Source organism: Kribbella deserti (genome assembly GCF_042434725.1).
GTDB lineage: Bacteria > Actinomycetota > Actinomycetes > Propionibacteriales > Kribbellaceae > Kribbella > Kribbella deserti.
On record NZ_JBHLTC010000040.1, the window covers coordinates 32,992 to 56,098 of the forward strand.

General features: G+C 67.4%; 19 protein-coding genes. 6 read left to right on the top strand and 13 right to left on the bottom strand.

The window, feature by feature from the left end; translation table 11 throughout:
• Positions 1–1,572: an NADH-quinone oxidoreductase subunit NuoN gene (gene nuoN / locus ACFFGN_RS31360; protein WP_380056115.1), complete on the top strand. Its 1,572-nt coding sequence runs from the start codon at positions 1–3 to the stop codon at positions 1,570–1,572.
• A complete protein-coding gene (locus ACFFGN_RS31365; RefSeq protein WP_380055215.1) occupies positions 1,569–2,591 on the top strand; it encodes a polyprenyl synthetase family protein in 1,023 nt (340 codons plus the stop codon). Before nuoN ends, ACFFGN_RS31365 begins: the two co-directional genes overlap by 4 nt.
• A 185-nt stretch (positions 2,592–2,776) precedes the next feature.
• On the opposite strand, the gene ACFFGN_RS31370 is transcribed toward ACFFGN_RS31365, so the two are convergent.
• The 4 genes from ACFFGN_RS31370 to rarD all read right to left on the bottom strand — a co-directional run bounded on the left by ACFFGN_RS31370 (position 2,777) and on the right by rarD (position 7,246).
• A complete protein-coding gene (locus ACFFGN_RS31370; RefSeq protein ID WP_380055217.1) occupies positions 2,777–3,250 on the bottom strand; it encodes a cupin domain-containing protein in 474 nt (157 codons plus the stop codon).
• 78 nt (positions 3,251–3,328) lie between these two features.
• Positions 3,329–3,811, bottom strand: a complete 483-nt coding sequence (locus ACFFGN_RS31375; RefSeq protein WP_380055220.1) for an RrF2 family transcriptional regulator — start codon at positions 3,809–3,811, stop codon at positions 3,329–3,331.
• A 313-nt stretch (positions 3,812–4,124) separates the two neighbouring features.
• On the bottom strand, positions 4,125–6,194 hold the full coding sequence (locus ACFFGN_RS31380; protein WP_380055223.1) for a PhoX family protein: 2,070 nt from the start codon (positions 6,192–6,194) through the stop codon (positions 4,125–4,127).
• Positions 6,195–6,343: 149 nt separating this feature from the next.
• Positions 6,344–7,246: an EamA family transporter RarD gene (gene rarD, locus ACFFGN_RS31385; RefSeq protein WP_380055226.1), complete on the bottom strand. Its 903-nt coding sequence runs from the start codon at positions 7,244–7,246 to the stop codon at positions 6,344–6,346.
• A gap of 115 nt (positions 7,247–7,361) precedes the next feature.
• On the opposite strand from rarD, the gene ACFFGN_RS31390 reads away from it, so the two are divergent.
• Positions 7,362–8,108 carry a sugar phosphate isomerase/epimerase family protein gene (locus tag ACFFGN_RS31390; RefSeq protein ID WP_380055229.1) on the top strand — a complete coding sequence of 249 codons (747 nt, stop codon included), beginning with the start codon at positions 7,362–7,364 and terminating at the stop codon, positions 8,106–8,108.
• 6 nt (positions 8,109–8,114) lie between these two features.
• The gene (locus ACFFGN_RS31395) at positions 8,115–8,948 is read left to right on the top strand and encodes a PhzF family protein (protein WP_380055232.1); all 834 of its coding nucleotides are present in this window, start codon (positions 8,115–8,117) and stop codon (positions 8,946–8,948) included.
• On the opposite strand, the gene ACFFGN_RS31400 is transcribed toward ACFFGN_RS31395, so the two are convergent.
• The 4 genes from ACFFGN_RS31400 to ACFFGN_RS31415 all read right to left on the bottom strand — a co-directional run bounded on the left by ACFFGN_RS31400 (position 8,930) and on the right by ACFFGN_RS31415 (position 12,751).
• Positions 8,930–9,982 carry a hypothetical protein gene (locus tag ACFFGN_RS31400; protein ID WP_380055235.1) on the bottom strand — a complete coding sequence of 351 codons (1,053 nt, stop codon included), beginning with the start codon at positions 9,980–9,982 and terminating at the stop codon, positions 8,930–8,932. The two genes, ACFFGN_RS31395 and ACFFGN_RS31400, sit on opposite strands and share 19 nt — an antisense overlap.
• A complete protein-coding gene (locus tag ACFFGN_RS31405; protein ID WP_380055239.1) occupies positions 9,979–10,482 on the bottom strand; it encodes a SigE family RNA polymerase sigma factor in 504 nt (167 codons plus the stop codon). The genes ACFFGN_RS31400 and ACFFGN_RS31405 overlap by 4 nt, the downstream gene beginning before the upstream one ends.
• Positions 10,483–10,643: 161 nt before the next feature.
• Positions 10,644–12,119 carry a hypothetical protein gene (locus ACFFGN_RS31410; RefSeq protein WP_380055243.1) on the bottom strand — a complete coding sequence of 492 codons (1,476 nt, stop codon included), beginning with the start codon at positions 12,117–12,119 and terminating at the stop codon, positions 10,644–10,646.
• Positions 12,116–12,751 carry a SigE family RNA polymerase sigma factor gene (locus ACFFGN_RS31415; RefSeq protein ID WP_380055247.1) on the bottom strand — a complete coding sequence of 212 codons (636 nt, stop codon included), beginning with the start codon at positions 12,749–12,751 and terminating at the stop codon, positions 12,116–12,118. The genes ACFFGN_RS31410 and ACFFGN_RS31415 overlap by 4 nt, the downstream gene beginning before the upstream one ends.
• Positions 12,752–12,980: 229 nt before the next feature.
• On the opposite strand from ACFFGN_RS31415, the gene ACFFGN_RS31420 reads away from it, so the two are divergent.
• A complete protein-coding gene (locus ACFFGN_RS31420; RefSeq protein ID WP_380055251.1) occupies positions 12,981–13,730 on the top strand; it encodes a D-Ala-D-Ala carboxypeptidase family metallohydrolase in 750 nt (249 codons plus the stop codon).
• A 36-nt stretch (positions 13,731–13,766) separates the two neighbouring features.
• Here ACFFGN_RS31420 and ACFFGN_RS31425 read toward each other — a convergent pair whose 3' ends face one another.
• Both ACFFGN_RS31425 and ACFFGN_RS31430 read right to left on the bottom strand, forming a co-directional pair.
• Positions 13,767–14,420 carry an HAD family hydrolase gene (locus ACFFGN_RS31425; protein WP_380055254.1) on the bottom strand — a complete coding sequence of 218 codons (654 nt, stop codon included), beginning with the start codon at positions 14,418–14,420 and terminating at the stop codon, positions 13,767–13,769.
• Complete coding sequence (locus ACFFGN_RS31430; protein ID WP_380055257.1) at positions 14,417–15,574, bottom strand: lactate 2-monooxygenase; 1,158 nt, start codon at positions 15,572–15,574, stop codon at positions 14,417–14,419. Before ACFFGN_RS31430 ends, ACFFGN_RS31425 begins: the two co-directional genes overlap by 4 nt.
• A 139-nt stretch (positions 15,575–15,713) precedes the next feature.
• Here ACFFGN_RS31430 and ACFFGN_RS31435 point away from each other — a divergent pair, with 139 nt between their 5' ends.
• Entirely contained in the window at positions 15,714–16,913 is a 1,200-nt protein-coding gene (locus ACFFGN_RS31435) for an MFS transporter (RefSeq protein WP_380055259.1), read from the top strand.
• Between the two features lie 144 nt (positions 16,914–17,057).
• Here the strand turns inward: ACFFGN_RS31435 and ACFFGN_RS31440 are convergent, their stop codons facing one another.
• Genes ACFFGN_RS31440 through ACFFGN_RS31450 form a run of 3 tightly spaced genes read right to left on the bottom strand, consistent with a single transcriptional unit; the run spans position 17,058 to position 22,919 of the window.
• Positions 17,058–19,889, bottom strand: coding sequence for an AfsR/SARP family transcriptional regulator (locus ACFFGN_RS31440; protein ID WP_380055262.1), 2,832 nt, complete (start codon positions 19,887–19,889; stop codon positions 17,058–17,060).
• Positions 19,890–19,911: 22 nt separating this feature from the next.
• Positions 19,912–20,976 (bottom strand): 2-oxoacid:ferredoxin oxidoreductase subunit beta, encoded by a 1,065-nt coding sequence (locus tag ACFFGN_RS31445; protein ID WP_380055265.1) that lies wholly within the window; start codon positions 20,974–20,976, stop codon positions 19,912–19,914.
• Positions 20,973–22,919 (bottom strand): 2-oxoacid:acceptor oxidoreductase subunit alpha, encoded by a 1,947-nt coding sequence (locus ACFFGN_RS31450; RefSeq protein ID WP_380055267.1) that lies wholly within the window; start codon positions 22,917–22,919, stop codon positions 20,973–20,975. Before ACFFGN_RS31450 ends, ACFFGN_RS31445 begins: the two co-directional genes overlap by 4 nt.
• Positions 22,920–23,107: the final 188 nt, after the last annotated feature.

Below are 23,107 nucleotides of genomic sequence, written 5' to 3' on the forward strand. Positions count from 1 at the left end.
ATGGCGGATGGCTTCACCGCGCCGAAGATCGAGTACGGCGAGCTCGCGCCGCTGCTGGTCGTCTTCGGCGTGGCAGTTGCCGGCGTACTGGTCGAGGCCTTCGTGCCGCGGGCGCTGCGGCACCTGGTCCAGCTGGTGCTGAGCATCGCGGGCATCCTCGCCGCGGTGATCTACACGGTCATCCTGATCAGCGACGAGACGAAGCTGCTCGGCGCGATGGGCGCCATCGCGGTCGACGGCCCGGCCGTGTTCACCTGGCTGATCCTGCTGGTGCTGACGCTGATCAGCCTGCTGCTGTTCGCCGAGCGCTCGATCGACGGCGGCCTGTCCGCCTTCGCGAGCCAGGCGGCCGCCGTACCGGGCTCCGAGGCCGAGCGGGAGGGCACCGCGGCGAAGGTCGAGCACACCGAGATCTTCCCGCTGACGCTGTTCGCGGTCGGCGGCATGATGCTGTTCGCCGCCTCGAACGACCTGCTGGTGCTGTTCGTCGCGCTCGAGGTCTTCTCGCTGCCGCTGTACCTGCTGTGTGGGCTGGCGCGTCGTCGCCGGCTCATCTCGCAGGAAGCCGCGATGAAGTACTTCCTGCTCGGCGCCTTCGCCTCCGCGTTCCTGCTGTACGGCATCGCGCTGCTCTACGGTTACGCCGGCACGATGTCGCTGGGTGGTATCGCCGACGCGCTGGCGACGAAGACCGGTGGCGACGCGATCCTGCTCGCCGGTACCGGCCTGATCGCGGTCGGCCTGCTGTTCAAGGTCGGCGCCGTGCCGTTCCACTCGTGGACGCCGGACGTGTACCAGGGCGCCCCGACGCCGGTCACCGGTTTCATGGCCGCCTGTACGAAGATCGCCGCGATCATCGGTCTGATGCGGGTCTTCTACGTCGCCCTCGGTGGTACCCGCTGGGACTGGGCGCCGATGTTCTGGGTGGTCGCGATCCTGACCATGGTGGTCGGCTCGATCGTCGCCATCACCCAGACCGACGTGAAGCGCATGCTGGCCTATTCCTCGATCGCGCACGCGGGCTTCCTGCTGACCGCGTTCGTCGGGCTGGCGCAGGCCGGTTCGGGTGTCACCCGCGGTATCACCTCGACCCAGGCGGTGCTGTTCTATCTGGTGTCCTACGGTTTCGCCACGATCGGCGCCTTCGCCGTCGTCACGCTGGTCCGCGACGCGGGTGGCGAGGCGACGCACCTGTCGCGCTGGGCCGGTCTGGGCAAGAAGTCGCCGCTGCTGGCGGGTACCTTCGCCTTCTTCCTGCTGGCCTTCGCGGGTATTCCGCTGACGTCCGGCTTCACCGGTAAGTGGGCCGTGTTCACCGCCGCGTGGACGGGTGGTGCCTGGCCGCTGGTGGTGATCGCGGTACTCTGCAGCCTCATTGCCGCGTTCTTCTACATCCGGGTGATCGTGCTGATGTTCTTCTCCGACCTGCCGGCCGACGCGCCGGATGTCGCCGTGCCCGGTTGGCAGACCGGTCTCGCCGTCGGCCTCGGCCTGGTGGCGACCGTACTGCTCGGTCTGGTTCCGGGGCCGGTGCTCGACCTGGCCGCCCGGGCCGGTGAGTTCATCCGGTGACCAGTACGCCGTTGCCGGCTCCGGGCCTGGGCTTCGCGGTCGCCGATGAGGCGCTCGAGGCCCGGGTCCGTGCCGGGTTGGAGACCGTCGAACAGGCGCTGCGCGACGCGGCCCGGTCCGAGGCTCCGTTCGTCACCGAGGCCGCCCAGCACGTGATGGTTGCCGGCGGCAAGCGATTCCGCCCGCTGCTGGTCCTGCTCGCGGCCGAGTTCGGCCCGAACCCGGTCGCGCCCGAGGTGGTCGAGTCGGCCGTGGTGGTCGAGCTGACCCACCTCGCGACGCTGTACCACGACGACGTGATGGACGAGGCCGCCCTGCGCCGCGGCGCCTCCTCGGCGAACGCCCGCTGGGACAACTCGGTCGCCATCCTGACCGGTGACTGGTTGTTCGCCCGCGCCTCCGACCTGGTCTCGGAGCTCGGTCCCGAGGCCGTCCGGATCCAGGCCCGCACCTTCGGCCGCCTGGTCGAAGGCCAGATCCGGGAAACCCTCGGCGTCCGCGAAGGCGATGACCCGCTCGCGCACTACCTGTCGGTCGTGGCCGACAAGACCGGTTCGCTGATCGCCACCTCGGCCCTGTTCGGCGCCCGCTTCGCCGGCGCCTCCGAAGAGATCCAGGAAACCCTGCGGGCGTTCGGCGAGGAGATCGGCCAGGCCTTCCAGTTGGCCGACGACATCCTCGACGTGATGTCCGACTCGGTCGAATCCGGCAAGACGCCGGGTACCGATCTCCGCGAAGGCGTTCCGACCCTGCCGGTGCTGATCTTCCGAGCCTCGGCGGACCCCTCGGTGGCCACGGACGCGCGCCTGCTCGAACTGCTCGACTCCGACCTCAACGACGACACCCGGCTGGCCGAGACCCTCGCCCTGCTCCGGGCCCACCCGTCGCTGGAACAGGCCGAGAACGACGTCCGCCGCCGCGCCGACGACGCCCGCAAACTCCTGGCCAACCTGCCCGAATCCCCAGGTAGAACCGCCCTGGAATCCCTCTGCGACCTAGTAGTAACCCGCTCGGTCTAACCCGCCCCGCCCACGCCGTACGACCGCCCCCAGCCGCCGTACGGCGTGTCTGCATCCCGTTCATCGGACGCTTGTTACGCGGCGTGTCGGGGTTCATCGGACCCTTGTGACGAAGGTGCGGCGTGTCATCGGACGCTTGTTACGCGGCGTGTCGGGGTTCACCGGACCCTTGTGACGAAGGTGAATCAGGCGGAGGTGCGGGCCGCCCAGGCCGGACTTTCGGCGTAGCGGTTGTCGTACAGGTCCTGGGTTTTGCCGAGCTCCGCCGGATCGGTCTCGCCGCGGTAGACGCCTTCGAGCAGGCGGTAGTACCCGAAGCGGGGCTTGGCCTGAGTCAGGACGAAGAGGACCTCGGTGTCGGTTTCGCCGGCGGCTTCGAAGGCGTGGGTCACGTTCGGCGGCACGAGCAGGAAGTCGCCCGCTTCCAGGATGGTGATCTCGTCGCCGATCAACACGCGCAACGCGCCACTCAGTACGTAGAACGACTCGGATGCCTCGCTGTGCGTGTGCGGGGGAGCGCCTTCCTTGCCGGCGCGGAAGATCGAGCGGTGCGTGGTGACGGCGCCACCCGTCGCGGTGGTGTCGGCCAGCAGCGATACGCCGCTCGCGGGCAGGACCTCGGCGTCGGTGTAACGGACGAGTACGGGCTTGGTGCTCATGGTGGTTCTCCTCTGTTCTTCTGGATATTGAATGTCCAGGATTTGGGTGTACGCAATGCCGGGGCGTGGCGGGTTTGGTCAGGTGCGTAGGCCCTCGAACCACCGGCGGGTGTTCTCCGGGGTGGCGGGGAAGGTTCGTTCGACCTTGGCGACGATGTCCGCGATGGTCGCCGCGGCCAGTTCACGCCGCCAGTTGAGTTCGGCGGTGCGCATGGTTTGGGAGATCAGGCAGGTCTTGCGGTAGTCGGTCGTGGCGTTGCCGCCGGGGCCGTCGCGCAGGATTTCGCTGCAGCGGAAGGCCTCGTCGGGTCCGTCGATCGCGACCACGATGTCCAGCACGGAGATCTGCTCGGGGAATCGCGCCAGCTGGAACCCGCCCTTGGGTCCAGGGGTCGACGAGAGGATCCCGGCTCGGGTCAGCGCCTGGAGTTGCTTGTTGAGGTACGCCGCGGGCAGGTTGTAGAACGCCGCCAGCTTGGCCGCCGGCACCGCCTGCTCGGGGAGCCAGCAGAGGTTCACGCAACTATGCAGTGCCCACTCGACCCCCTCGTTCATCTTCATAACCTGGACACTACACGTCCAGGATTTTGGTGCGCAAGTCCAATCCCTTCTTTCTTGCGTTCATCAGGCTGCGGCGTACGCCGTGAACGCGAGCGGTCACCGGGGTCGGCGTACGCCGTGAACGCGAGCGGTCACCGGGCGCGACGTACGTCAAGGCGACGGGATGGTCACAAGGGTCCGATGAAGGGCGACACGCCGGGTCACAAGGGTCCGATGAAGGGGGACACGCCGGGTCACAAGGGTCCGATGAACGGTATGCAAGAGCGGCGGGGACCCCGGGGGGTCTGGGGTGCCCGCCGCTGAAGCGGGAGGGCTAGCTGCCTACGCGGGCGTTGTCGCGGCGCCAGACGCAGGAGATGGCGGGGCGGGGGAACGGGTGCGTGTGCGGCCAGGTCGAGGTCGGACGCTCGAAGGTGGCGTCGTCGGTCTCGCCCGGGTGCTGTACGGCGACGAAGACGGTCTTGTCGTCGTCGCTGATCAGCGGTCCGCAGGCCTCGGCGCCGAACGGCACGGAGAGGAACTGCTTGACGTGGCCACGCTCGGGCCCGGCGACCGGCACGGTGAAGATGCCGTCGTTCGAACCGAGCACGTTGCCGTCGGTCGAGATCCACAGGTTGCCGTGGCCGTCGAACGCGACGTTGTCCGGGCAGGAGATCGGGCTGACCTTCGACTTGTCGTAGCCGCCGAAGTAGGTCTCCTGGGCCGACGGGTCGCCGCAGACCAGGAACAGCGTCCAGAAGAAGCCGGTCTTGGCCGCGTCGTCGCCTTCCTCGGTCAGCTCGAGCACGTACCCGTTGCGGTTACCGGACTTCTCCACCAGTGGCCCGTTGAGGCTCTCGCGGACGTGGGACTTCGCGATCGGGTTCGCCTCGTCCACGGCGAACTTGTTGCCGCGGTCGGAGTTGTTCGTCAGCGCGACGTACACGCGGCCGTTGACCGGGTTGCGCTCGATGTCCTCGGGACGGTCCATCCGGGTCGGCTTGACCGAGTCCGCAGCCAGCCGGGTGTTGATCAGCACGTCCGCCACGCTCATGCCGGGTACGAACGACTCCTTGTCGCTGGTCAGCGGGATCCACTCGCCGGTGCCGTCGTACAGACCGTCGCTCGCGCCGTCGCCGGTGAACTTCGCGACGTACAGCGTGCCGTGGTCGAGCAGGCCGAAGTTCTTCTTCCGGTCCTTCGGATCGTACTTGCCGGTCGAGACGAACTTGTAGACGTACTCGCCGCGCTCGTCGTCGCCGGTGTACGCCGCGATCCGGCCGTCAGCGGTGATCGTGATGGTCGCGCCCTCGTGCTTGAGGCGGCCCAGCATCGAGCGCTTCTTCGGCTTGGAGTGCGGGTCGTACGGGTCGACCTCGACGATCCAGCCGTGCCGGTAGGCCTCGTTCGGGGTCTTGGTCAGGTCGAACCGGGCGTCGACGATGCTCCACTCGCGGGCCGACTTGGTCTTGGTGGTCGGTACGCCGTACCGCTTGAAGGAGGCGTGGTGCTCGGGCGCCACCGTGTCGGAGACGTCGAAGTAGCCCTGGAAGTTCTCCTCGCCGGACAGCACGGTGCCCCACGGGGTGACACCACCCGCGCAGTTGCCGAAGGTGCCGAGGGCAACCTTTCCGACGCGGGGGTCGGCGGCGACCGGACCGGTCACCTCGAACGGGGTCGACGCGGTGATCCGCCGGTTGTAGCGGAAGCTCCACTTGTCCTGGCGCCAGCGGCCGCTGCGGCCGACGCGCTCGAGGCCGACGACGGACATGCCGTGCGCGGCCATACCGATCTTGGCCCGCGTCTTGGCATCGTACTTGCCGGTCGGGAACATCAGAACTTCGTCGGTGTACTCGTGGTTGCAGACCAGCAAGGCCTTCCGCTCATCCCGCAGCGGCAGCACCATCGTGTAGTCGTTGTTGTAGCCGAACTGCTTGGCCTGGGCCTCCGGCGTCTGCTTGTTCACGTCGAAGCGCGGCGCGCCGGGCAGGATCGGATCGCCCCACGCGGCCACCACGGCCTGCTCGTAGCCGCGGGGGATGACGATGTCGTCACGCCGGTTCGGCGGTACGACGCTGTGGGTCAGCGCCCCGCGCTCGGGACGGCCGGGCCAACCGCCGGCGCCGCCGGTGGTTGGGGCCGTGGCCGGCAGGGTCGCGGCGGCCGGCGTACCGGACACCAGGCCGGCGACGCCGGCGGCGGCAAGACCCGCGGCACCGGCCTTGAGAACGCCGCGGCGCGACATCGCGTTGCGCAGCACGGCCTGGATGTGCTCGTTACCAGTGGTGTTCGGCTCAGGGTGATCGCACTGGTTCGCGCACTTCAGCTCGCAGGTGCGGAAGGCACGGGATCCGTGACGGGTGCCGATCTGGCTGATCAGCGGCAACAGTTTGCGTGTACTCACGACGAATTCGCTCCGGCTCGGCTCGTAGGGCGGCCGCTATTGGAAGGGCGGTCGTCGCGACGCTAAGCAGTGCAACCGAAGGGCGGGTGAAGCCAAGATGAACCCCGCAAGGCTTAGGTAACCCTCAGTTACCAAAAGCGGTCGTTCGGCTACACAGTGGTAGCAAGAACGGGCACTCGCCGCCGCTGCTGGGACAATCCGTCGACGGTCAGAATGACCAGTGCCACCCACACCAGGGCGAATCCGGCCCAGCGCAGGCTGCTCATCGGCTCCCGGAACACCAGTACGCCGATCGCCAGCTGCATGATCGGTGCGACGTAGTTCAGCAGGCCCAGGGCCGTCATCGAGATCCGGGTGGCGGCCGCGCCGAACAGTAGCAGTGGAATGGCCGTCACAGGCCCCGCCAGTACCGCCAGCAGGAAGTAACCGCCGCCGTTCGAGGTCACGGTCGACTGGCCTTGGATGCCCAGGGCAACGATCACCGCGAGCGCCAGCGGAGCCACCGCCGCGGACTCGATCGCCATACCCTCGACCGCGCCGGCGTTCGCCTTCTTCTTGGTGTACCCGTAGAAGCCGAACGAGAAGGCCAGCACCAACGCGACGTACGGCGGTCTGCCGTTTTCGACGGTGAGTACGACGACCGCGGCGAAGGCGATGCCGATCGCGATCCACTGGGTGGTGCGCAGTCGCTCCTTCAGCAGCAGGACGCCGAGCAGAACCGCGAACAGCGGGGTGATGAAGTAGCCGAGCGACATCTCGACGACGTAGCCGTTGTTGACGCCCCAGATGTACGTGCCCCAGTTGACCGAGATCAGCGCGGAGGCGATCACCAGCGGCCACATGCGGCGGCGGTCGCTCAGAATGGCCCGCAGTTGCGCGGTCCGGCGTAGCGCGAACAGCAGGGCCAGGATCGTGAGCAGTGACCAGACGATCCGGTGGGCCAGCATCTCGACCGCGCTGCTGTGATCGAGCAGTCGCCAGTACAGCGGGAAGACGCCCCAGAGCAAGTACGCGCCGAAGCCGTAGAGGAACCCGCTGCGTTGATCTGGCACGCCCGCAGTCTAGTTCTTCCGTCATGGGCGTCGAGCTAATTAGCTCATGACGTGAGATGGCCGAAACCGGTATGCGCTTGGATGGAGTCTCCCGACGGAGGAGGCACGTGTGGGCGTGAGGACCGGATTGGTCTCGGTGACGTTTCGGCAGTTGTCGGTCGAGGAGGTCGTTCAGGCGGCCGCCGACGCCGAGCTTGCGGCGATCGAGTGGGGTGGTGACATCCACGTACCGCTCGGTGATCTCGCCGCGGCGACCCGCGCGCGCGAGCTGTGCGCCGAGCAGGAGATCGCCGTCGCGGCGTACGGCTCGTACCTGCGCGCGGGTCAGTGCGACCGCGAGGAGATCGCCACGGCGGTCCAGACCGCCGTCACGCTCGGTGCGCCGATGATCCGCGTCTGGGCGGGCTCGACCGGTACGGCGACCGCCTCGGTGGACGACCGGATCGAGGTGACTCGGGGCCTGAGCGAAATGGCCGAGGTGGCACGCGACTCGGGCGTGGACATCGCGATGGAGTTCCACCGGAAGACGCTGACCGATGACGTCGACTCGACCATCACGTTGTTGCTGGACGTTGACGCGCCGAACCTGCGGAGCTACTGGCAGCCGCCGGTCGACGTCGATGACGAGGAGTGCCTGCGCCAGCTCGAGCAGCTCATGCCGTGGCTGGCCTCTGTGCACGTGTTCTCCTGGTGGCCGGCCGACACTCGTCTGCCGTTGGCGGCCCGCGAGTCGTTGTGGCGGCCAGTGCTCGACCGGTTGGCGTCCGAGTCCAAGGAGATCAACGCGCTCCTGGAGTTCGTTGCGGACGATTCGGTCGATCAGTTCCGCACGGACGCCGAAGACCTGCACAACTGGCTCTGACGCCTCATGTCCGTTCAGCACACCGTGGTGTTCGCCGATGGTCCTGGCGGTGGTAATCCCTGTCCGGTGGTGTTCGGCGCCGAGGACTGGCCCGAAGAGCGCATGCAAGCCCTGGCGGCGACGTACGGGCAGGAGACGGGTTTCGTACTGCCTCCAGCGGCTGGAGGCGCTCTACGGCTTCGGTACTTCGTCCCGCGGCACGAGATGGAGATGTGCGTCCACGCGACTGTTGCCTCGGTAGTAGTCGCGGGACGCCGCAACGGGTGGCCGGCAGGCCCAGTGAACGTCGAGACGCCGCTGGGGCCGCTGGAGGTTCAGTGGGACGGCGTAGACCACGTCATGGTCCAGCAGTTCCCTCCTGTGTTCGGGGAAGCCGTCGAGGACCTTGAGCCGGTTCTAGCGGCTCTAGGTGCTGGGGACAACGACCTGGACCTGGAGGTCGGGCCAGTCGTCTCGGTGTCTACTGCCCGGCCCAAGTTGTTCGTGCCGCTCCGGAGCGAGGAAGCGCTCGACCGGCTTCAACCAGACTCGGCGGCGGTGGACGCGCTGTCGGAAGGCTTAGCGGTCACAGGCGTCTATGCCTTCACTGTGCGGGCCAAGGGCGCTGACGCGGCTGCACGCCAGTTCCCCCGAGGTGCGGGCTATCCCGAAGACCCAGCCACAGGAGTCGCCGCCTGCGCCCTAGGCGCCTACCTGGCCCACTACCGAGGAACCGCCGGCACCCTCACCATCGCCCAAGGCCGGGCGATGGGCCGGCCGTCCCTCATCAAGGTCCAAGCCCAGGCGAACCCGAGTGCCCGACCGCAAGTAGGCGGCCACGCCTACCTCACCGGCGTATAGAAGCCGAGGATCAGCTTCCCAGTGGGCTGAATTCCCCGCTTGGCGGGCTGGAAGACCCAGACCGTGCCGTCTGGTCTGGCGGGAATCGGACGGTAGCTGATGCCAGGACCCTCAACCTCGGTCGAATCGGGTGGGCCGCTGAGCCCGCCGTCCGGATCGAACTGCGCGCTGGCATTGCCAGTAGCGCCGTAAAGGGCGATGAACGGGGTGTTCAGCGGGCCGGTTCGTTCGGAGAAGGCGCCGTCGCCGCTGTCGTCCAGGCTGACAATCTGATCGAGGCGGTACTTGGCGCCTTGATGCTCGATGATCTCAGGCGCCGAGACGTCGGTTGAGATGTCCCGATACTTGCCCGAGTCGTAGACGCCCAGCCCAACTCGCATGTCGGGTACCAGAATCGGCTGGTTCGCGCTGTCGGCGATGAGCAATCGGACTCTCAGGTCTTTGCCCACCCACTTCTCCTCGGGAAGCGGTTGGAGGTTGTAGCTGAATCCGTCGAGAGCCGGATCTGATCCCTTCGGCGGGCAGCGGTCCTCCGTCAGCCGGAACTGGCCGTTGACGACAATGCTGATGCGCCAGCCGCCCGGTCGCTCCTCGGACGTATTGCAGAAGAAGCGGATGGTCAGCCGATTGGACTTCGGCTTGACCGTCAGCTTCAGGTCCGACTTGCCGGGGTCACCGATCTCGCCGGCCAAGAGGGTCTCGCCGCCTGGCTGGTAGCGGAAGCGGTAGCCGTCCTTCGCGATGTCCCGCGAGTCGGGCGGTGGCACGCGCACAGGGAGGCCATCCGGCCCGACGGACGGCTGGACCGTGCTCGGCCGCTCGATCGGGTCGGGTGTCGAGTTGTCCGGCAGTACCGAGGCGGCGATCGAGATCACGGCGGCGACGGCGGCAGCGGCGGTCAGCCCAGCTGCGACCCGGCGCCGGCGACGGAGCTTAGTAGCGCGAGCCTTGAGAGCGGGCACCGGACTGTCTGTTGAGGTGTCGAGGTCGTCGGCTTGAGAGTTGAGGTGGGTGCGGAGGTCGTTGAGGTTCATGCGGGCCGCCCTTCGGTGCCGAGGGTGTCTTGCTCGGCGAGCAGGCTGGGATCGATGCGGAGTTTGGCGAGGGCTCGGCTGGTTTGGCTCTTGACCGTGCCGAGCGAGCAGTTGAGGATGCGGGCGGTTTCGGCCTCGGACAGGTCCTCGTAGAACCGCAGTACGACGACCGCGCGCATCTTCCGCGGCAGCCGCCGGAGCGCGTAACTAAGGTCTGTACGGTCGTCCAGCGTCTCGGCGCCACCGTGGGCCGATTCGGGCAGTTCCTCGGTCGGATGCTCGTTGTTCCAGCGGCGACGCCACCAGGCGATGTAGGTGTTCACCAGCGTGCGGTGGACGTACGCGCCTGGATCCTTGATCCGGCTCCAGGAGAGCCAGCACTTGGCCAGTACGGTCTGGACCAGGTCTTCGGCGAGGGCCGCGTCCTGGGTCAGCAGGTACGCGGTGCGCCGCAGGCTCTCGTACCTGGCGGCAACGAAGTCCTCGAACTCCACAGCCACGGCTGCCCCCGATCTAGTCGTTCCCACTACCTGGGCCCGCATTTCTACGCTCACATCGAACACGAGCGCCTGGCCCATCCCGAAGGTTGCATCGCCGTACAACGCAACCGCCGTCCAACCGAAACGGCTGGGCGGCGGTTGCTGTCGACGGTCGAACGGACTCAGGGCACTGGCAGGTAGATGGCCATGAAGAGGTAGCCATCCTTGTTGGTGGGACCGCTCAAGGTCGCCGCCAAGGTCCGGGCTCGCTGGCTTGGCACGGGGATGGTGGAAATGCCCGGCATTCCTGGTCCCGAGTGGGTCGCCTGCAGCTCGTCCGGCAGGCCTGTGATGGTCATCTTTCGGGTCTGGTCATCGGGAGTGTTCGTCGGCTCCGCATAGCCGCCCGCGACCAGCAGGAACGGCTTGTCAGCAGGGCCATCCATCCGGACCCGCGCGTTGGATTCCGCCGGCGCGGTCTTGAAGCCCTGCAACTTGTAGGTGAACCCGTTGTGGTGAATCCTCTCGGCCAGCCGCAGGCTTGAGCCGGCAACGACCTGGTGCGAGGGCCCGTGCTGGTAGATGGCAAAGCCGAGGCGGCCGTTCTTGTCGGTCAGGCGGCGTTCGGGAGGTGTGCTCGAGGTGAGTTGCAGCGTGATCACGTTCTCCTCGCCGAGCTTCAGCAAACCGCGAAGGGGCATCAGCTCGTCGTAGTAGACCGACGAGCTCGAGCTGCGCCCTTGCTGGGCGGACTCGTCGCAGCTGAAACCCATCCAACGGCGGCCGTTGACGGTGAACCTCGCCATCGGCTGATCGGGCGAACCGGCCGCGACGCAGAGCTTGGCGAAAGTGACGTCGTAGCTGGTCGGAGTCCAGCGCAGCGAAACCGAGTTCTCGCCTTGAGCTCCGATGACTGCGGCGGCCAGGGTCTCGTCGCCGAGCTTGCCGGGATATCTGATCCCATCTCGCACGACGTCTTTGGGGCCCGCCTCAATCGGCCGGGAGGGGAACGAGTCTGCGGGTGGCTTGCTGCCCTGTCCGGTCCGGTAGATGCCGAGGCCGACCTGGACCTCAGGTCCGGTGACGGGCGTACCGCCGGGCGTCAGGATCTCGACCTTGATCCGGATGGGTTGCATGCCGTGGCCCACGCTGGTCCAGATCTCGTCCCAGGCACCCAAGGTGAATCGCTGGGTGGCCTCGGGGCCGGCGTCGGCGCAGCTCTGCGGGGGAACGACGCTCAGGCCGTTGAAGCTGACCTTGACCTGGTTGCTGCCGTCGGCCGGGTCGGCGCAGTACGGCGTGAGGGTGAGGTCGGTGGTCGAAGGAGTCCATTGGAACTCGATCGCGTTCTCACCCTTCTTGCCGGCCCAGGCCTTCTCCAGCCGGGAGCCGTTCTCGTTGGCCCCGAAGACCAGGCCGTTGTGCCTGTAATCACTCGGGGTCGGGGTGACAGCCGGGTCGGGATCTTTGGTGGTGGTGAGGGCGTTGGGAACGACGCCGAGGGCCACGGCGGCCACGGCGGCGGTGGCGGTCAGGGCGGTGGCCAGGCGGCGTTGTTTGGTACGGCGGATTCGGTGGTGGACGCCGGCCAGCAGGTCTGGTTGACCGGCTTCGTCAGCGCGGGTGTTGAGCTCCTGGCGGAGGTCGTCGAGATTCATGAGCGGACCCCCTTGGAGTCAGAAGAACCGGAAGAGCCGGAAGAGCCGGAAGAGCCGGTGGAGTCGAGGAGGGCTGGGTCGAGGCGCAGTTTGGCGAAGGCCTTCGCGGTCTGGCTCTTCACCGTCCCGACGGAACAGCCGAGGGTACGGGCGGTTTCGGCCTCAGTGAGGTCCTCGTAGTAGCGGAGCACCACGACCGCGTGCTGGCGGCGGGGCAAGCGCTGCAAGGCCTGCCACAGATCGGTCCGGTCTTCCACGGAGGCGCCGGGTGCGGCGTACTCGGGAAGTTCCTCCGTGGGGTGTTCGCCGTTCCATTTCCGGCGCCACCAGGAGGCGTAGGTATTGACGATGACCTTGCGCACGTACGGCTCGGGATCACCGCCTTCGATCCGGTTCCAGGCGAACCAGGCTTTGGCCAGGGCGGTCTGGACCAGGTCCTCGGCCAGGGCGTGGTCCTGCGTGAGCAGGTACGCGGTGCGGAGCAGCCGTCCGGACCGCGCGATGACGAACGCGTCGAAGCTCTCTGCTGCCGTCACCGGCTTCCCCGTTCCCCCGTCGCCGGTGATCGGCCGGGCGGGCGTGGTGCCGCCCGGCTCGGGGATCAGCGCGAGTCTGCTGTCGTCGTTGGTCACATCTTCCAGGACCAGTCGGACCCAGCAGATGGTTGCCCTTGGTGGTTGGTCATACCCGTGGGAGTAGCTGGGTGCGGCGAATGGTTGTCCACGATGCGAAGTCATTAGTTAACGCAGAAGTTGCTCGTGTGCGGCAAAAAATTACCCGTGAGGTCTGGTCAGAACCGGCGTGCTGGGCCGAAGCTAGGCGGTGACAGCGCGTCCGCCCTCGCGTACTGGAGGTAATCCGATGCCCGAAGCTCTACGTCAGCCCTTGCCAAGGCTGCTGGCCGTCCTTGTCCTGCTCGGCGCCATGCTCGTCACCTCCGTGGTGACGGCCACGGATGCACGGGCCGATGGTTGCTACACCTGGAGCCGCACGCTGAGCGTAGGCGCGTCCGGCGAAGACGTCCGGCAGTTGCAGATCCGCGTGGCCGGATACCCCGGGTACGGCCTCCACCTCGCTACCGACGGCTCGTACGGCGAGAAGACCAGGGACGCGGTCTGGCGCTTCCAAGGCGCCTATGGCCTGGCCCAGGACGGTATCGCGGGACAGGCGACGTTCAACAAGATCTACGAACTGCAGGACGACGACTGCACGCCGATCCACTTCACCTACGCCGAGCTGGATGACGGCTGCGGCGGCAGTGGCTGGGACGGCGGGCCGCTTTCGGCCGCGCAGACCAAGGCGAACGCGCTGCAGACCATGTGGCAGCTCGAGGCGCTGCGGCACGCGCTCGGCGATCGCGCGATCAATGTCAGCAGCGGATTCCGCAGTATTCCCTGCAACAGATCGGTCGGTGGCGCGAGCGACAGCCAGCACCTTTACGGACGTTCGGCAGACCTGGTGGGGTCGCACTCGCTCTGCACGCTCGCCAAGCAGGCTCGGCACCACGGGTTCGGCGGGATCCTCGGCCCGGGCTTCTCCGGCCATAACGATCACACCCACCTCGACATCCGTACGTCGAACTACTGGGCCGCACCGAGCTGCGGGATCTGACCGAAGGCCGTGCGCGGGTGATGCCCGCGCACGGCCTTACCAGCGGACCAGGTCCGTCAGCGTGCCACCGGCCGCCCGGTCAAGATGTACGGCGGACAGGCCCGCCCGGCGTGCGGCGATGACGTCGAGCTCCAGGTTGTCGCCGACCATCATCGTGTCGGCCGGATCCACGCCCAGCGCCGCGCAGGCCGCCCGGTAGGCCTCCGGCGCGGGTTTGCCCGCACCGAGCGACTCCGACGTGCACACCACATCGACACGTCCCGCCAGGCCGATCGCGGCGAGTTTGGCGTTCTGCTGCAAAGTGGCGCCGTTCGTGAGCACGCCGATCCGCAAGCCGTTGCCCCGGGCATACGTCAGGGCCGGTTCCGCGTCGGAGAAGGCCTGCCACTGTTGCTCGTAGCAACGGAGGAATACCTCGTACGCCGAGTCGAGGTCGTCGGGCAGCGGGAGTCCGAGTGCCGGCAGGAAGTCGCGTAGGCGGTTCCGGCGTTGTTCCTGGTGTGAGACCTGACCGGCGAGCCAGGAATCGAAGTGCACCTTCTCGATCTCGAACCACTTGGTGATCAACGCGTCCGTGGTCACGATCTCCAGGGTGGTCAGCCATTGCCGTACCCCGGCGGTCGCCGACGACGTGTGATCGAAGAGGGTGTCGTCGAGATCGAAGATGACGCCTTTCACGGCCTTGCTCATGACTTGGGTGCTGGGACGAGCGAAGTGCGGTTGAGCTCGCGGTGGTTCGAGTAGCCGCAGAGCGCGAGCGTAAGGTCCAGTTCCGCCAGGAAGCAGCGAAGCACGTGCTCGACTCCTGCCTGCCCGGCAAGCGCGAGACCGTAGAGGAACGGCCGTCCAAGCAGTACGGCGCGTGCGCCCAGGGCAAGGGCCTTCGCCGCGTCCGAGCCGGTTCGAACGCCCGAGTCGAACATCACGGTCAGCTGCTCTCCCACGGCGTCGGCGATCCCGGGCAGGGCGTCGAGTGCCGCGACCGCGCCATCCACCTGGCGGCCGCCGTGGTTCGACACGACGAGGCCGTCCATCCCGTGCTCCGCAGCGAGTTTGGCGTCCTCCACCGAGGTGATGCCCTTCAGGACGATCGGGCCGTCCCAGTGCTCCCGCAGGAACGACAGGTCGTCCCAGGTGAGTCCGAGGTTCGAGAACATCTGGGCGAAGTGCATGACCGCCGTCGCGGGTTCTTCGTTGGCTAGCTTCGCCTTGAACGCCGGATCGCTGAAGTAGTTCGCGAGGCCCTCGCCCTTCAGGAACGGCAGGAAGCCGCGATCCAGGTCAGCCGGCCGCCAGCCGAGTGTGCCGGTATCGAGCGTTACAACTAGTACGGAGTACCCGCTGGCCTTGGCGCGTTCGAGGAAGCTCAGGCAGACGTCGCGGTCCGTCGGCCAATACAACTGGTACCAGCGGTCTCCCGCGACCTCGGCGACCTGCTCAAACGAGTGGCTGGCCTGCGTCGAGTGCGTGTAGGTGAGACCTAGAGCGGCTGCAGCGCGCGCAGTGGCCAGCTCGCCGTCAGGATGCGCAAGCGTCTGCACGCCGACTGGAGCGATCACCAAGGGCGCGGGCATCTTCGTGCCCAGGATGGTGCAGCTGAGGTCTCGCTCCGCACTCCCGCGCAGCATCCGCGGGGACAACCGCCAGCGCTCGAAGGCGGCCGAGTTGGCGCGGGCGGTCGAACCGCTCCCGGCGCTGGGAACGATGTACCCCATGGCCTCGGCGGACAGGCTGCCGGCGGCCTGTGACTCCAGCCGGGACAGATCCGTGGTGATCTCGGGCCGGGTGTGCGCGAACATGCCCTGTGCGTAGATTCCGAGCTGGTGGTCACCAAAATTCGCCATTCCCGGATGCTGCCACATTCTCTTCTCTTGCGTTCACTCGTCGAATCCGCCCTCATCGGCGCCGTACCGACGCACCCCGGGCCGTGTGGAGGGCGGATTCCGACGAATGAACGCAAGAGAAGGGATGAGACAATCAGGGGTGACAACTTCTTTGACTCCTGACAAGCGGACCGGGTTCGCGCCGCATGTCGGGCTGGCGTTGCTGGCGCTGGCGACCGGGGGATTCGCCATCGGCACCACCGAGTTCGTCACGATGGGCCTGTTGCCGCAGATCGCGGCCGGCGTCGAGATCAGCATTCCCACCGCCGGCCACATCGTGTCGGCGTACGCGATCGGGGTTGTTGTGGGCGCGCCGCTGATCGCCGCGCTCGGCGCCCGAACCGGCCGCAAGCGGTTGTTGCTCGGCCTGATGGCGGTCTTCGTTGTCGGCAACATCGCCTCGGCTCTCGCGAACAGCTACGAGCTGCTGATGGCCGCGCGTTTCCTCTCCGGCCTGCCGCACGGCGCGTTCTTCGGCATCGGGATAGTCGTCGGCGCCTCGATGGTCCCAGTCAACCGGCGGGCCTGGTCGGTCTCGATGATCATGGTCGGCCTGCCTGTGGCGAATATCGTCGGAGTTCCTCTGACCACGCTTTTAGGTCAGCGGGTGGGCTGGCAGGTGCCGTTCCTGGCGGTGGGCGTGCTCGGCCTGCTGACCTTGGTGGCGGTCTGGTTCTGGATTCCGCCGCAGCCCGTCGGCAGCGAGGTGAACGTTCGGAGTGAGCTGAGCGCGTTGGCTCGGCCGCAGGTCTGGATGGCGCTACTGGTCGGCACGGTCGGTTTCGGCGGCATGTTCGCGACGTACTCCTATATCGCGCCGACGATGACCGAACTGGCCGGGTTCAGTACGACCGGGGTCACGATCGTGCTGGCTGTCTACGGCGTCGGAATGACCGGAGGCACTCTGGTCGGTGGACGGCTTGCCGACCGCGCGCTGATGCCCAGCATGTACGGCGGCCTGATCGCGGTGACGGTGGTTCTCGGCACCTTCGGCTGGCTCGCGCACAGCAAGCCCGGCGCTCTGTTCGGGGTGTTCGCGATGGGCTTCAGCGCCAGCATCCTGATCCCGGCGCTGCAGACCCGGCTGATGGATGTGGCCCGCGAGGGGCAATCCCTCGCCGCCTCCCTGAACCACTCCACGCTGAACGTTGCGAACGCCCTCGGCGCCTGGCTCGGCAGCATCGTGCTTGCGGCCGGCTACGGCTACGAATGGCCCAGCCGGGTAGGCGCCGCTCTTGCCGTCGCAGGCCTCGCCCTCGCCGTCACCTCCGGCCTGATGGATCGCCGCACCAAGCTCTAGAGGCCAACGTGGTCACCAGGCCAGGATGATGACGGTGGTGGGGACGTTGTCGTCGCGGTCGAGCAGGCAGACGTTTGTTTCGGGTTCGCGCTCTTGGTCGGATTCCATCGGAAGTGCCCCCTTCGCCCAGGTCTGGACCTGAGGCTAGGAAAGGTGGCTGGATTCCGGCTGGAGCCGGGCTGGAGCGGGCCTCATCGCGGCAAGGCGCTCGCGGAGTTCAGCCGCGGGGAAGGCGCCGAAGCGCTCGTAGATGGCCAAGGCCGCTTGGAGCTGTTCCCGGCCTTGGTCGAGCTCGCCCAGCTCCTCGTACGTCGAACCCAGGCAGCGCAGAGCGTCGGCCTCACCCATCTCATGGCCCAGTTCGCGGCAGATCGCGAGGGCCTCCTGCGCGGGAGCAAGAGCCAGCTCGGCCGTTCCCGCCGCCAGGTAGGCCTCGGAAAGGTTGCCGAGGATCAACCCCTGCAATTGGCGATCGGCCTCCGCGCGGGCGATCTCGAGGCCTTGCTGATGGCAGTCCACGCTGCGCGCGGGATCACCTGCGGCGCGCAGTACGACGCCTAAGTTATCCAGGGAGCGGGCCGCGCTACGAGGGTCATTGCTGCGCCGCCGGACTTCCAGGCTCTCCTCCAGGTAGCGGATCGCCTCGGGCAGATCACCCAGGTGTTTGTGCAGTAGGCCGAGGTTGTTCAACGAGATACCGACGCCCTCGATATCGTCCAGTTCCCGTCGGATCGCCAGGGCGTTCTCCATGTAAGTCTTGGCCTCTTCGTACCGCTGCTGGCGCAAGTACGCGCTGCCGATGGCGTTCACGGCTTGGCCCTCGGCGGTTCGATCGCCACGCAGGGTCGCTCCGGCCAGAGCCGCCCGGCCGATCGCCAGCACCGCATTCCAGTGCCCACGCATGTCCAAGTACCTGAAGAGTGCGACCGCCAGCTGAGTCGGTACGGACGCGTGGCCCACGTCGGCCGCGCATTGGCGCGCGATAGCCGCCAGGTTGGGCAGTTCTGCCTCTAGCCAGTCGGTGGCCTCGTCACGATCCGCCAACGGCAGAGCACCGTCGACCGGCCCGGCAGCCCGTATGTCGGTGGGGGAGATCATCTGGCAGGCGAGCCGGGTAGTGGCGACGAGACATCGCACTGCACGATCAACCGCCGCCAGGCGATCCTGCTCGGGCTCATCCCGTATAGCCAGTTCCCGGGCGAACAACCTCAGTAGGTCGTGCAGCCCGTACCGATCGGCGCCCTTGGCCGCGACCAGTTGAGCGTCCGCCAACCGCTCCAGCGAGCGCTCGGCCTCCGAGGATGGTCTGCCGGCTAAGACTGAGGCGATCGCCGTACTGAGGTCTGGGCCGTCCAGCAGCCCGAGCAGCCGGAACATCCGAGCCGCCGCAAGGTCGTCCGGGTCGCTGCTGTTGGCCAACGTCCAGTAGCTCACCTGGAAGCTCGTCCGCACGGCAAGATCGCCTAGCTGCAGTTCGTCCAACCTGCGCCGCTCATCGGCCAGGCGTTCCACGAGTGCGTTCACTGGCCAGCTAGGTCTCGCGGCCAGCCTCGCCCCGGCAATACGCACAGCTAATGGAAGGAAGTCGCACTGCCGGATCAGGTCTTCCGTAGCCGTCGGCTCGGCCGCAATCCGCTCAACGCCTACGAGCCGCTCGAGCAACTCGACAGCCTGGGAAGGCGGTAGTGCCGGTAGGTGCAGGGTCGAAGCCCCATCGAGCGTTGTCAGCGGCTGACGACTCGTCACGATCACAGCCGAGCCATCGCTCGCTGGAAGAAGTGGGCGAACCTGCACGGCGTCCGCCGCGTTATCGAGCACCTGCAAGGTCCGGCGGTCGGCTAGGAGCGTTCGGAAGAGTGCAGTGGCCTCTTCCATGCTTGCCGGGATCTCCGCGGCTGGGACGCCGAAGGCCCGAAGGAAGCGTGTGAGGACTACCTGCGGATCCAGGGGTTGTAGCCCGGCAGTGGCGCCGCGCAGGTCGACGTACAAGATGCCGTCGGGGAAGCGGTCTGCGAGCCGATGAGCCACGTGAACGGCTAGAGCCGACTTGCCCATGCCACCGGGACCACAGATGGCTGCAGTGGCTGCTGGACCTCCACTACCTGCGGGTTCCAGGAGTTTCTGCACCCAGGCCAGTTCCTCGTCCCGGCCGGAGAAGCTCGCAGTGTCAGGTGGAAGCTGCCACGGCTTGGCCGACGGCCCGGAAGTGCCTTGCAGTACGGGAGCCGCCGAGAGGATCTCCTGCTGGAGCTGCTGCAGGGCGGGCCCGGGCTCGATCCCGAGTTCCTCCACCAGACGACGGCGGAGGTCCTGGAACACGGCAAGCGCGTCAGCCTGTCGGCCCGTCCGGTAGAGCGCAAGCATCAGTTGGCGACGCGGTTCCTCCCGAAGCGGGTGCTCCCGAAGCAGCGCCTCCAACTCCGGTACGACGTCCTCGTGCCGGCCGCACGCCAGCTCAGCCTCGATCCGGCCTTCGACTACGGCCAGGTGGACCGCCTGCAGCCGGGTTCGTTCCGCCTCGACGGAGGGACTCGACGGGACATCCGCGAGAGGCGAACCGCCCCAAAGCTTCAGCGCCGCCGCGAAAGTGCCCGCGGCGGCCTCGAACGCGCTCTCGCGGAGTTGCCGTCGGCCGGTATCGGCCAGATCGAGAAAGGTCCGCGCGTCGAGATCACCGGGCGCGGCGACGAGTTGGTAGCCGCCAGGCCGGGTGACCAGTGTCGCGCCGTCCGGATCCGCCAGCATCCGGCGCAGCGCGGCGGCGTACCCGTGCAGAAGCTGGCGGGCGGTCGCGGGTGCTTCGGCACCCCACAGCTCGTCGACCAGGCGATCCGGCGGCACCACGGTGTTGGCGTGGCACAGCAAGACGGCCAGCAGGAGCCGCGGCTTGGCCGCGGAGATGACCTGCCGACCGTCGTCGCCGCACAGTTCGAGCGGCCCGAGCACGTGGAATCTGATCTGCCACCTCCGAGCCACAGTGTCCAGGCCGCTTGTGCCGCTAGTCGATAGTCCAGGTGTCCGAGCCATTGATGAGCGACTGCAGGTCGGCGCTGCCGTGCCCACGGGCCGTTTCGATCTGCTCGCGCACGAGGTCGTCGTACGCCGGCTTGTCGACCGAACGGAAGACGCCGATCGGGGCCTGGTGCAGCACGCCACCGTCGGTGAGCCGGGACAGCGCGAACGCGTAGGCCGGGTCCTCGGTGTGCGCGTCGTGCACGACCAGGTCGGCCTCACCGTTCGGCAGCGAGGCGATCTCCTTGACCGCCAGCGAGGCGAAGCCCTCCCGGACCACGCCCAGGCGCTTGTCGGTACCGAACCGGATCGGCTCACCGTGCACCAGCGGGATGATCGCGTCCTCGCGGGTTTCCGGGTCCTTGATCGCGTCGAAGGCGTTGTCGTTGAAGATCGGGCAGTTCTGGTAGATCTCCACGAACGCCGTACCCCGGTGGGCGGCGGCCTGGCGCAGCACCTCGGTCAGGTGCTTGCGATCGGAGTCGACGGTCCGGGCGACGAAGGTGGCCTCCGCGCCCAGAGCCAGCGAGACCGGGTTGAACGGCGTGTCCACCGAGCCCATCGGCGTCGACTTGGTCACCTTGCCCGGCTCCGAGGTGGGGGAGTACTGGCCCTTGGTCAGGCCGTAGATCCGGTTGTTGAACAGCAGGATCTTCAGGTTCACGTTGCGGCGCAGAGTGTGGATCAGGTGGTTGCCGCCGATCGACAACGCGTCGCCGTCACCGGTCACCACCCAGACGCTGAGATCCGGCCGGGCCACCGCCAGACCGGTCGCGATCGCCGGCGCGCGGCCGTGGATCGAGTGCATGCCATACGTCGACAGGTAGTAGGGGAACCGGGAGGAGCAACCGATACCCGACACCATCGCGACGTTCTCGCGCTTGATGCCGAGCTCGGGCAGGAACCCCTGGAACGCCGCGAGCACGGCGTAGTCGCCACAGCCCGGGCACCAGCGGACCTCCTGGTCCGACACGTATTCCTTGCGGTTCTGCGGCACGTCCGTCGTCGGTACGCCGCGCAGGCCGGGCAGGCCCAGATCGACCGAGGTCATCGTGCCCCCTCCTTGTCACCGTGAGTCAGGTTGGCCGCCGCGGTACCGAGGTGACGGGCGTCGTCGTCGATGCCGTCCGCCTCCTCCACCAGGTTGCCGATCACCTCGGCCAGTTCGGCGGCGCCGAGCGGCAGCCCCCGGACCTGGGCGTAGGAGACGACGTCCACCAGGTATTTGCCGCGCAGCAGCAGGGCCAGCTGACCGAGGTTCATCTCGGGCACCAAGACCTTGTCGTAGCTCTTCAGCACCTCGCCGAGGTTGGCCGGGAACGGGTTCAGGTGACGCAGATGGGCCTGCGCGACCTTGCCGCCGACCTTGCGCACCCGGCGCACACCCGCGCCGATCGGCCCGTACGTCGAGCCCCAGCCGAGCACCAGCACCTTCGCCGAACCGTCCGGGTCGTCGACCGTCAGCGGCGGCACGGCCACGCCGTCCACCTTGGCCTGGCGGGTCCGGACCATCAGGTCGTGATTGGCCGGGTCGTACGAGATGTTGCCGGTCTTGTCCTCCTTCTCGACACCACCGATGCGGTGATCGAGCCCCGGCGTACCCGGAATGGCCCAGGCTCGGGCCAGCGTCTCGGGATCACGCAGGTACGGCAGGAAGACGGGCTTGCCCTCGGCGTTCGTACCGTTCATCTCGGTGGCGAAGTTCGGCTCGATCGCGGGAATGTCCGCGACGGCGGGCACCTGCCACGGCTCGGAGCCGTTCGCCAGGTAGCCGTCGGTCAGCACCATCACCGGGGTGCGGTAGGTGACCGCGATCCGGGTCGCCTCGACCGCGACGTCGAAACAGTCCGCGGGCGACTGCGCCGCGAGCACCGGCAGCGGCGATTCACCGTTGCGCCCGAACATCACCGTGAGCAGATCGGCCTGCTCGGTTTTGGTCGGCATACCCGTGCTGGGCCCGGCGCGCTGGATGTTGCAGACGACCAGCGGCAGTTCGAGCATGATGCCGAGGCCGATCGTCTCCGACTTCAGGCTGATGCCCGGGCCGGACGACGTGGTCACGCCGAGCGCGCCACCGAACGACGCGCCGAGCGCGGCACCGACGGCTGCGATCTCGTCCTCGGACTGAATGGTGGTCACGTTGAACCGCTTGAGCTTGCTCAGCTCGTGCAGTACGTCGGAGGCGGGCGTGATCGGGTAGGCCCCGAGCACGAGCGGCAGGCCGGCCCGGTCCGCCCCGGCGGCGAGCCCGTACGCCAGCGCGAGGTTGCCGGAGATGTTGCGGTAGGTGCCGGGCGCCATCTTGGCCGGCTTCACCTCATACCGGACGGAGAACTCCTCGGCGGTCTCGCCGTAGTTGAACCCCGCGCGGAAGGCGGCGATGTTCGCGTCGCGGATATCGGGCTTGTTCGCGAACTTCGTACTGAGGAACTGGATGGTGGATTCGGTCGGCCGCTGGAACAGCCAGGAGACCAGACCCAGCGCGTACATGTTCTTCGCGCGGGAGGCATCCTTGCGGCTGAGGCCGAACTCCTTCACCGACTCGACCGTCATACCGGTCAGGTTCAGCGGGACCACGTGATACGCCTCGAGCTCGCCCGTTTCGAGCGGGTTCGCGTCGTACCCGATCCGCTTCAGGTTGCGGGCGGTGAAATCGGCGGTGTCGACGATCAGCGTGGCGCCGCGGGGGACGTCGCGCAGGTTCGCCTTGAGTGCGGCGGGGTTCATCGCGATCAGCACGTCCGGCGCGTCACCGGGCGTGAGGATGTCGTGATCCGCGAAATGCAGCTGGAAGGAGGAAACCCCCGGCAGGGTTCCGGCTGGTGCCCGGATCTCCGCAGGGAAGTTCGGCAGCGTCGACAGGTCATTGCCGAACGATGCCGTCTCCGCCGTGAAGCGGTCCCCCGTGAGCTGCATGCCATCACCGGAGTCACCGGCGAAGCGAATCACCACGCGGTCTAGCTGCTTGACCTCGATGGTCACTTTTCTGTTCATCTCCCAGTCACGCCTGCGGAATCAGTACGCCTTTTTCGGGTGGTGGCGTACCGCTGCCTCCCCGATACCTTCATGTTAGTTCGGCCTAAGTAATGCAGGGTCCCCGTCCACAGCTCGGGATGTGCCGAATCCGGTTGACAGCATGGACCGTGACTACTCACGGCAGCCGACCGCTTGCCAAACGGAAC

Excerpts from the sequence above, each read along its gene's own strand:
- nuoN (WP_380056115.1), top strand. The coding sequence starts at position 1 with ATGGCGGATGGCTTCACCGCGCCGAAGATCGAGTACGGCGAGCTCGCG.
- ACFFGN_RS31370 (WP_380055217.1), bottom strand. The coding sequence starts at position 3,250 with ATGAGCACCAAGCCCGTACTCGTCCGTTACACCGACGCCGAGGTCCTG.
- ACFFGN_RS31375 (WP_380055220.1), bottom strand. The coding sequence starts at position 3,811 with ATGAAGATGAACGAGGGGGTCGAGTGGGCACTGCATAGTTGCGTGAAC.
- ACFFGN_RS31395 (WP_380055232.1), top strand. The coding sequence starts at position 8,115 with ATGTCCGTTCAGCACACCGTGGTGTTCGCCGATGGTCCTGGCGGTGGT.
- ACFFGN_RS31400 (WP_380055235.1), bottom strand. The coding sequence starts at position 9,982 with ATGAACCTCAACGACCTCCGCACCCACCTCAACTCTCAAGCCGACGAC.
- ACFFGN_RS31410 (WP_380055243.1), bottom strand. The coding sequence starts at position 12,119 with ATGAATCTCGACGACCTCCGCCAGGAGCTCAACACCCGCGCTGACGAA.
- ACFFGN_RS31420 (WP_380055251.1), top strand. The coding sequence starts at position 12,981 with ATGCCCGAAGCTCTACGTCAGCCCTTGCCAAGGCTGCTGGCCGTCCTT.
- ACFFGN_RS31425 (WP_380055254.1), bottom strand. The coding sequence starts at position 14,420 with ATGAGCAAGGCCGTGAAAGGCGTCATCTTCGATCTCGACGACACCCTC.
- ACFFGN_RS31430 (WP_380055257.1), bottom strand. The coding sequence starts at position 15,574 with ATGGCGAATTTTGGTGACCACCAGCTCGGAATCTACGCACAGGGCATG.
- ACFFGN_RS31445 (WP_380055265.1), bottom strand. The coding sequence starts at position 20,976 with ATGACCTCGGTCGATCTGGGCCTGCCCGGCCTGCGCGGCGTACCGACG.
- ACFFGN_RS31450 (WP_380055267.1), bottom strand. The coding sequence starts at position 22,919 with ATGAACAGAAAAGTGACCATCGAGGTCAAGCAGCTAGACCGCGTGGTG.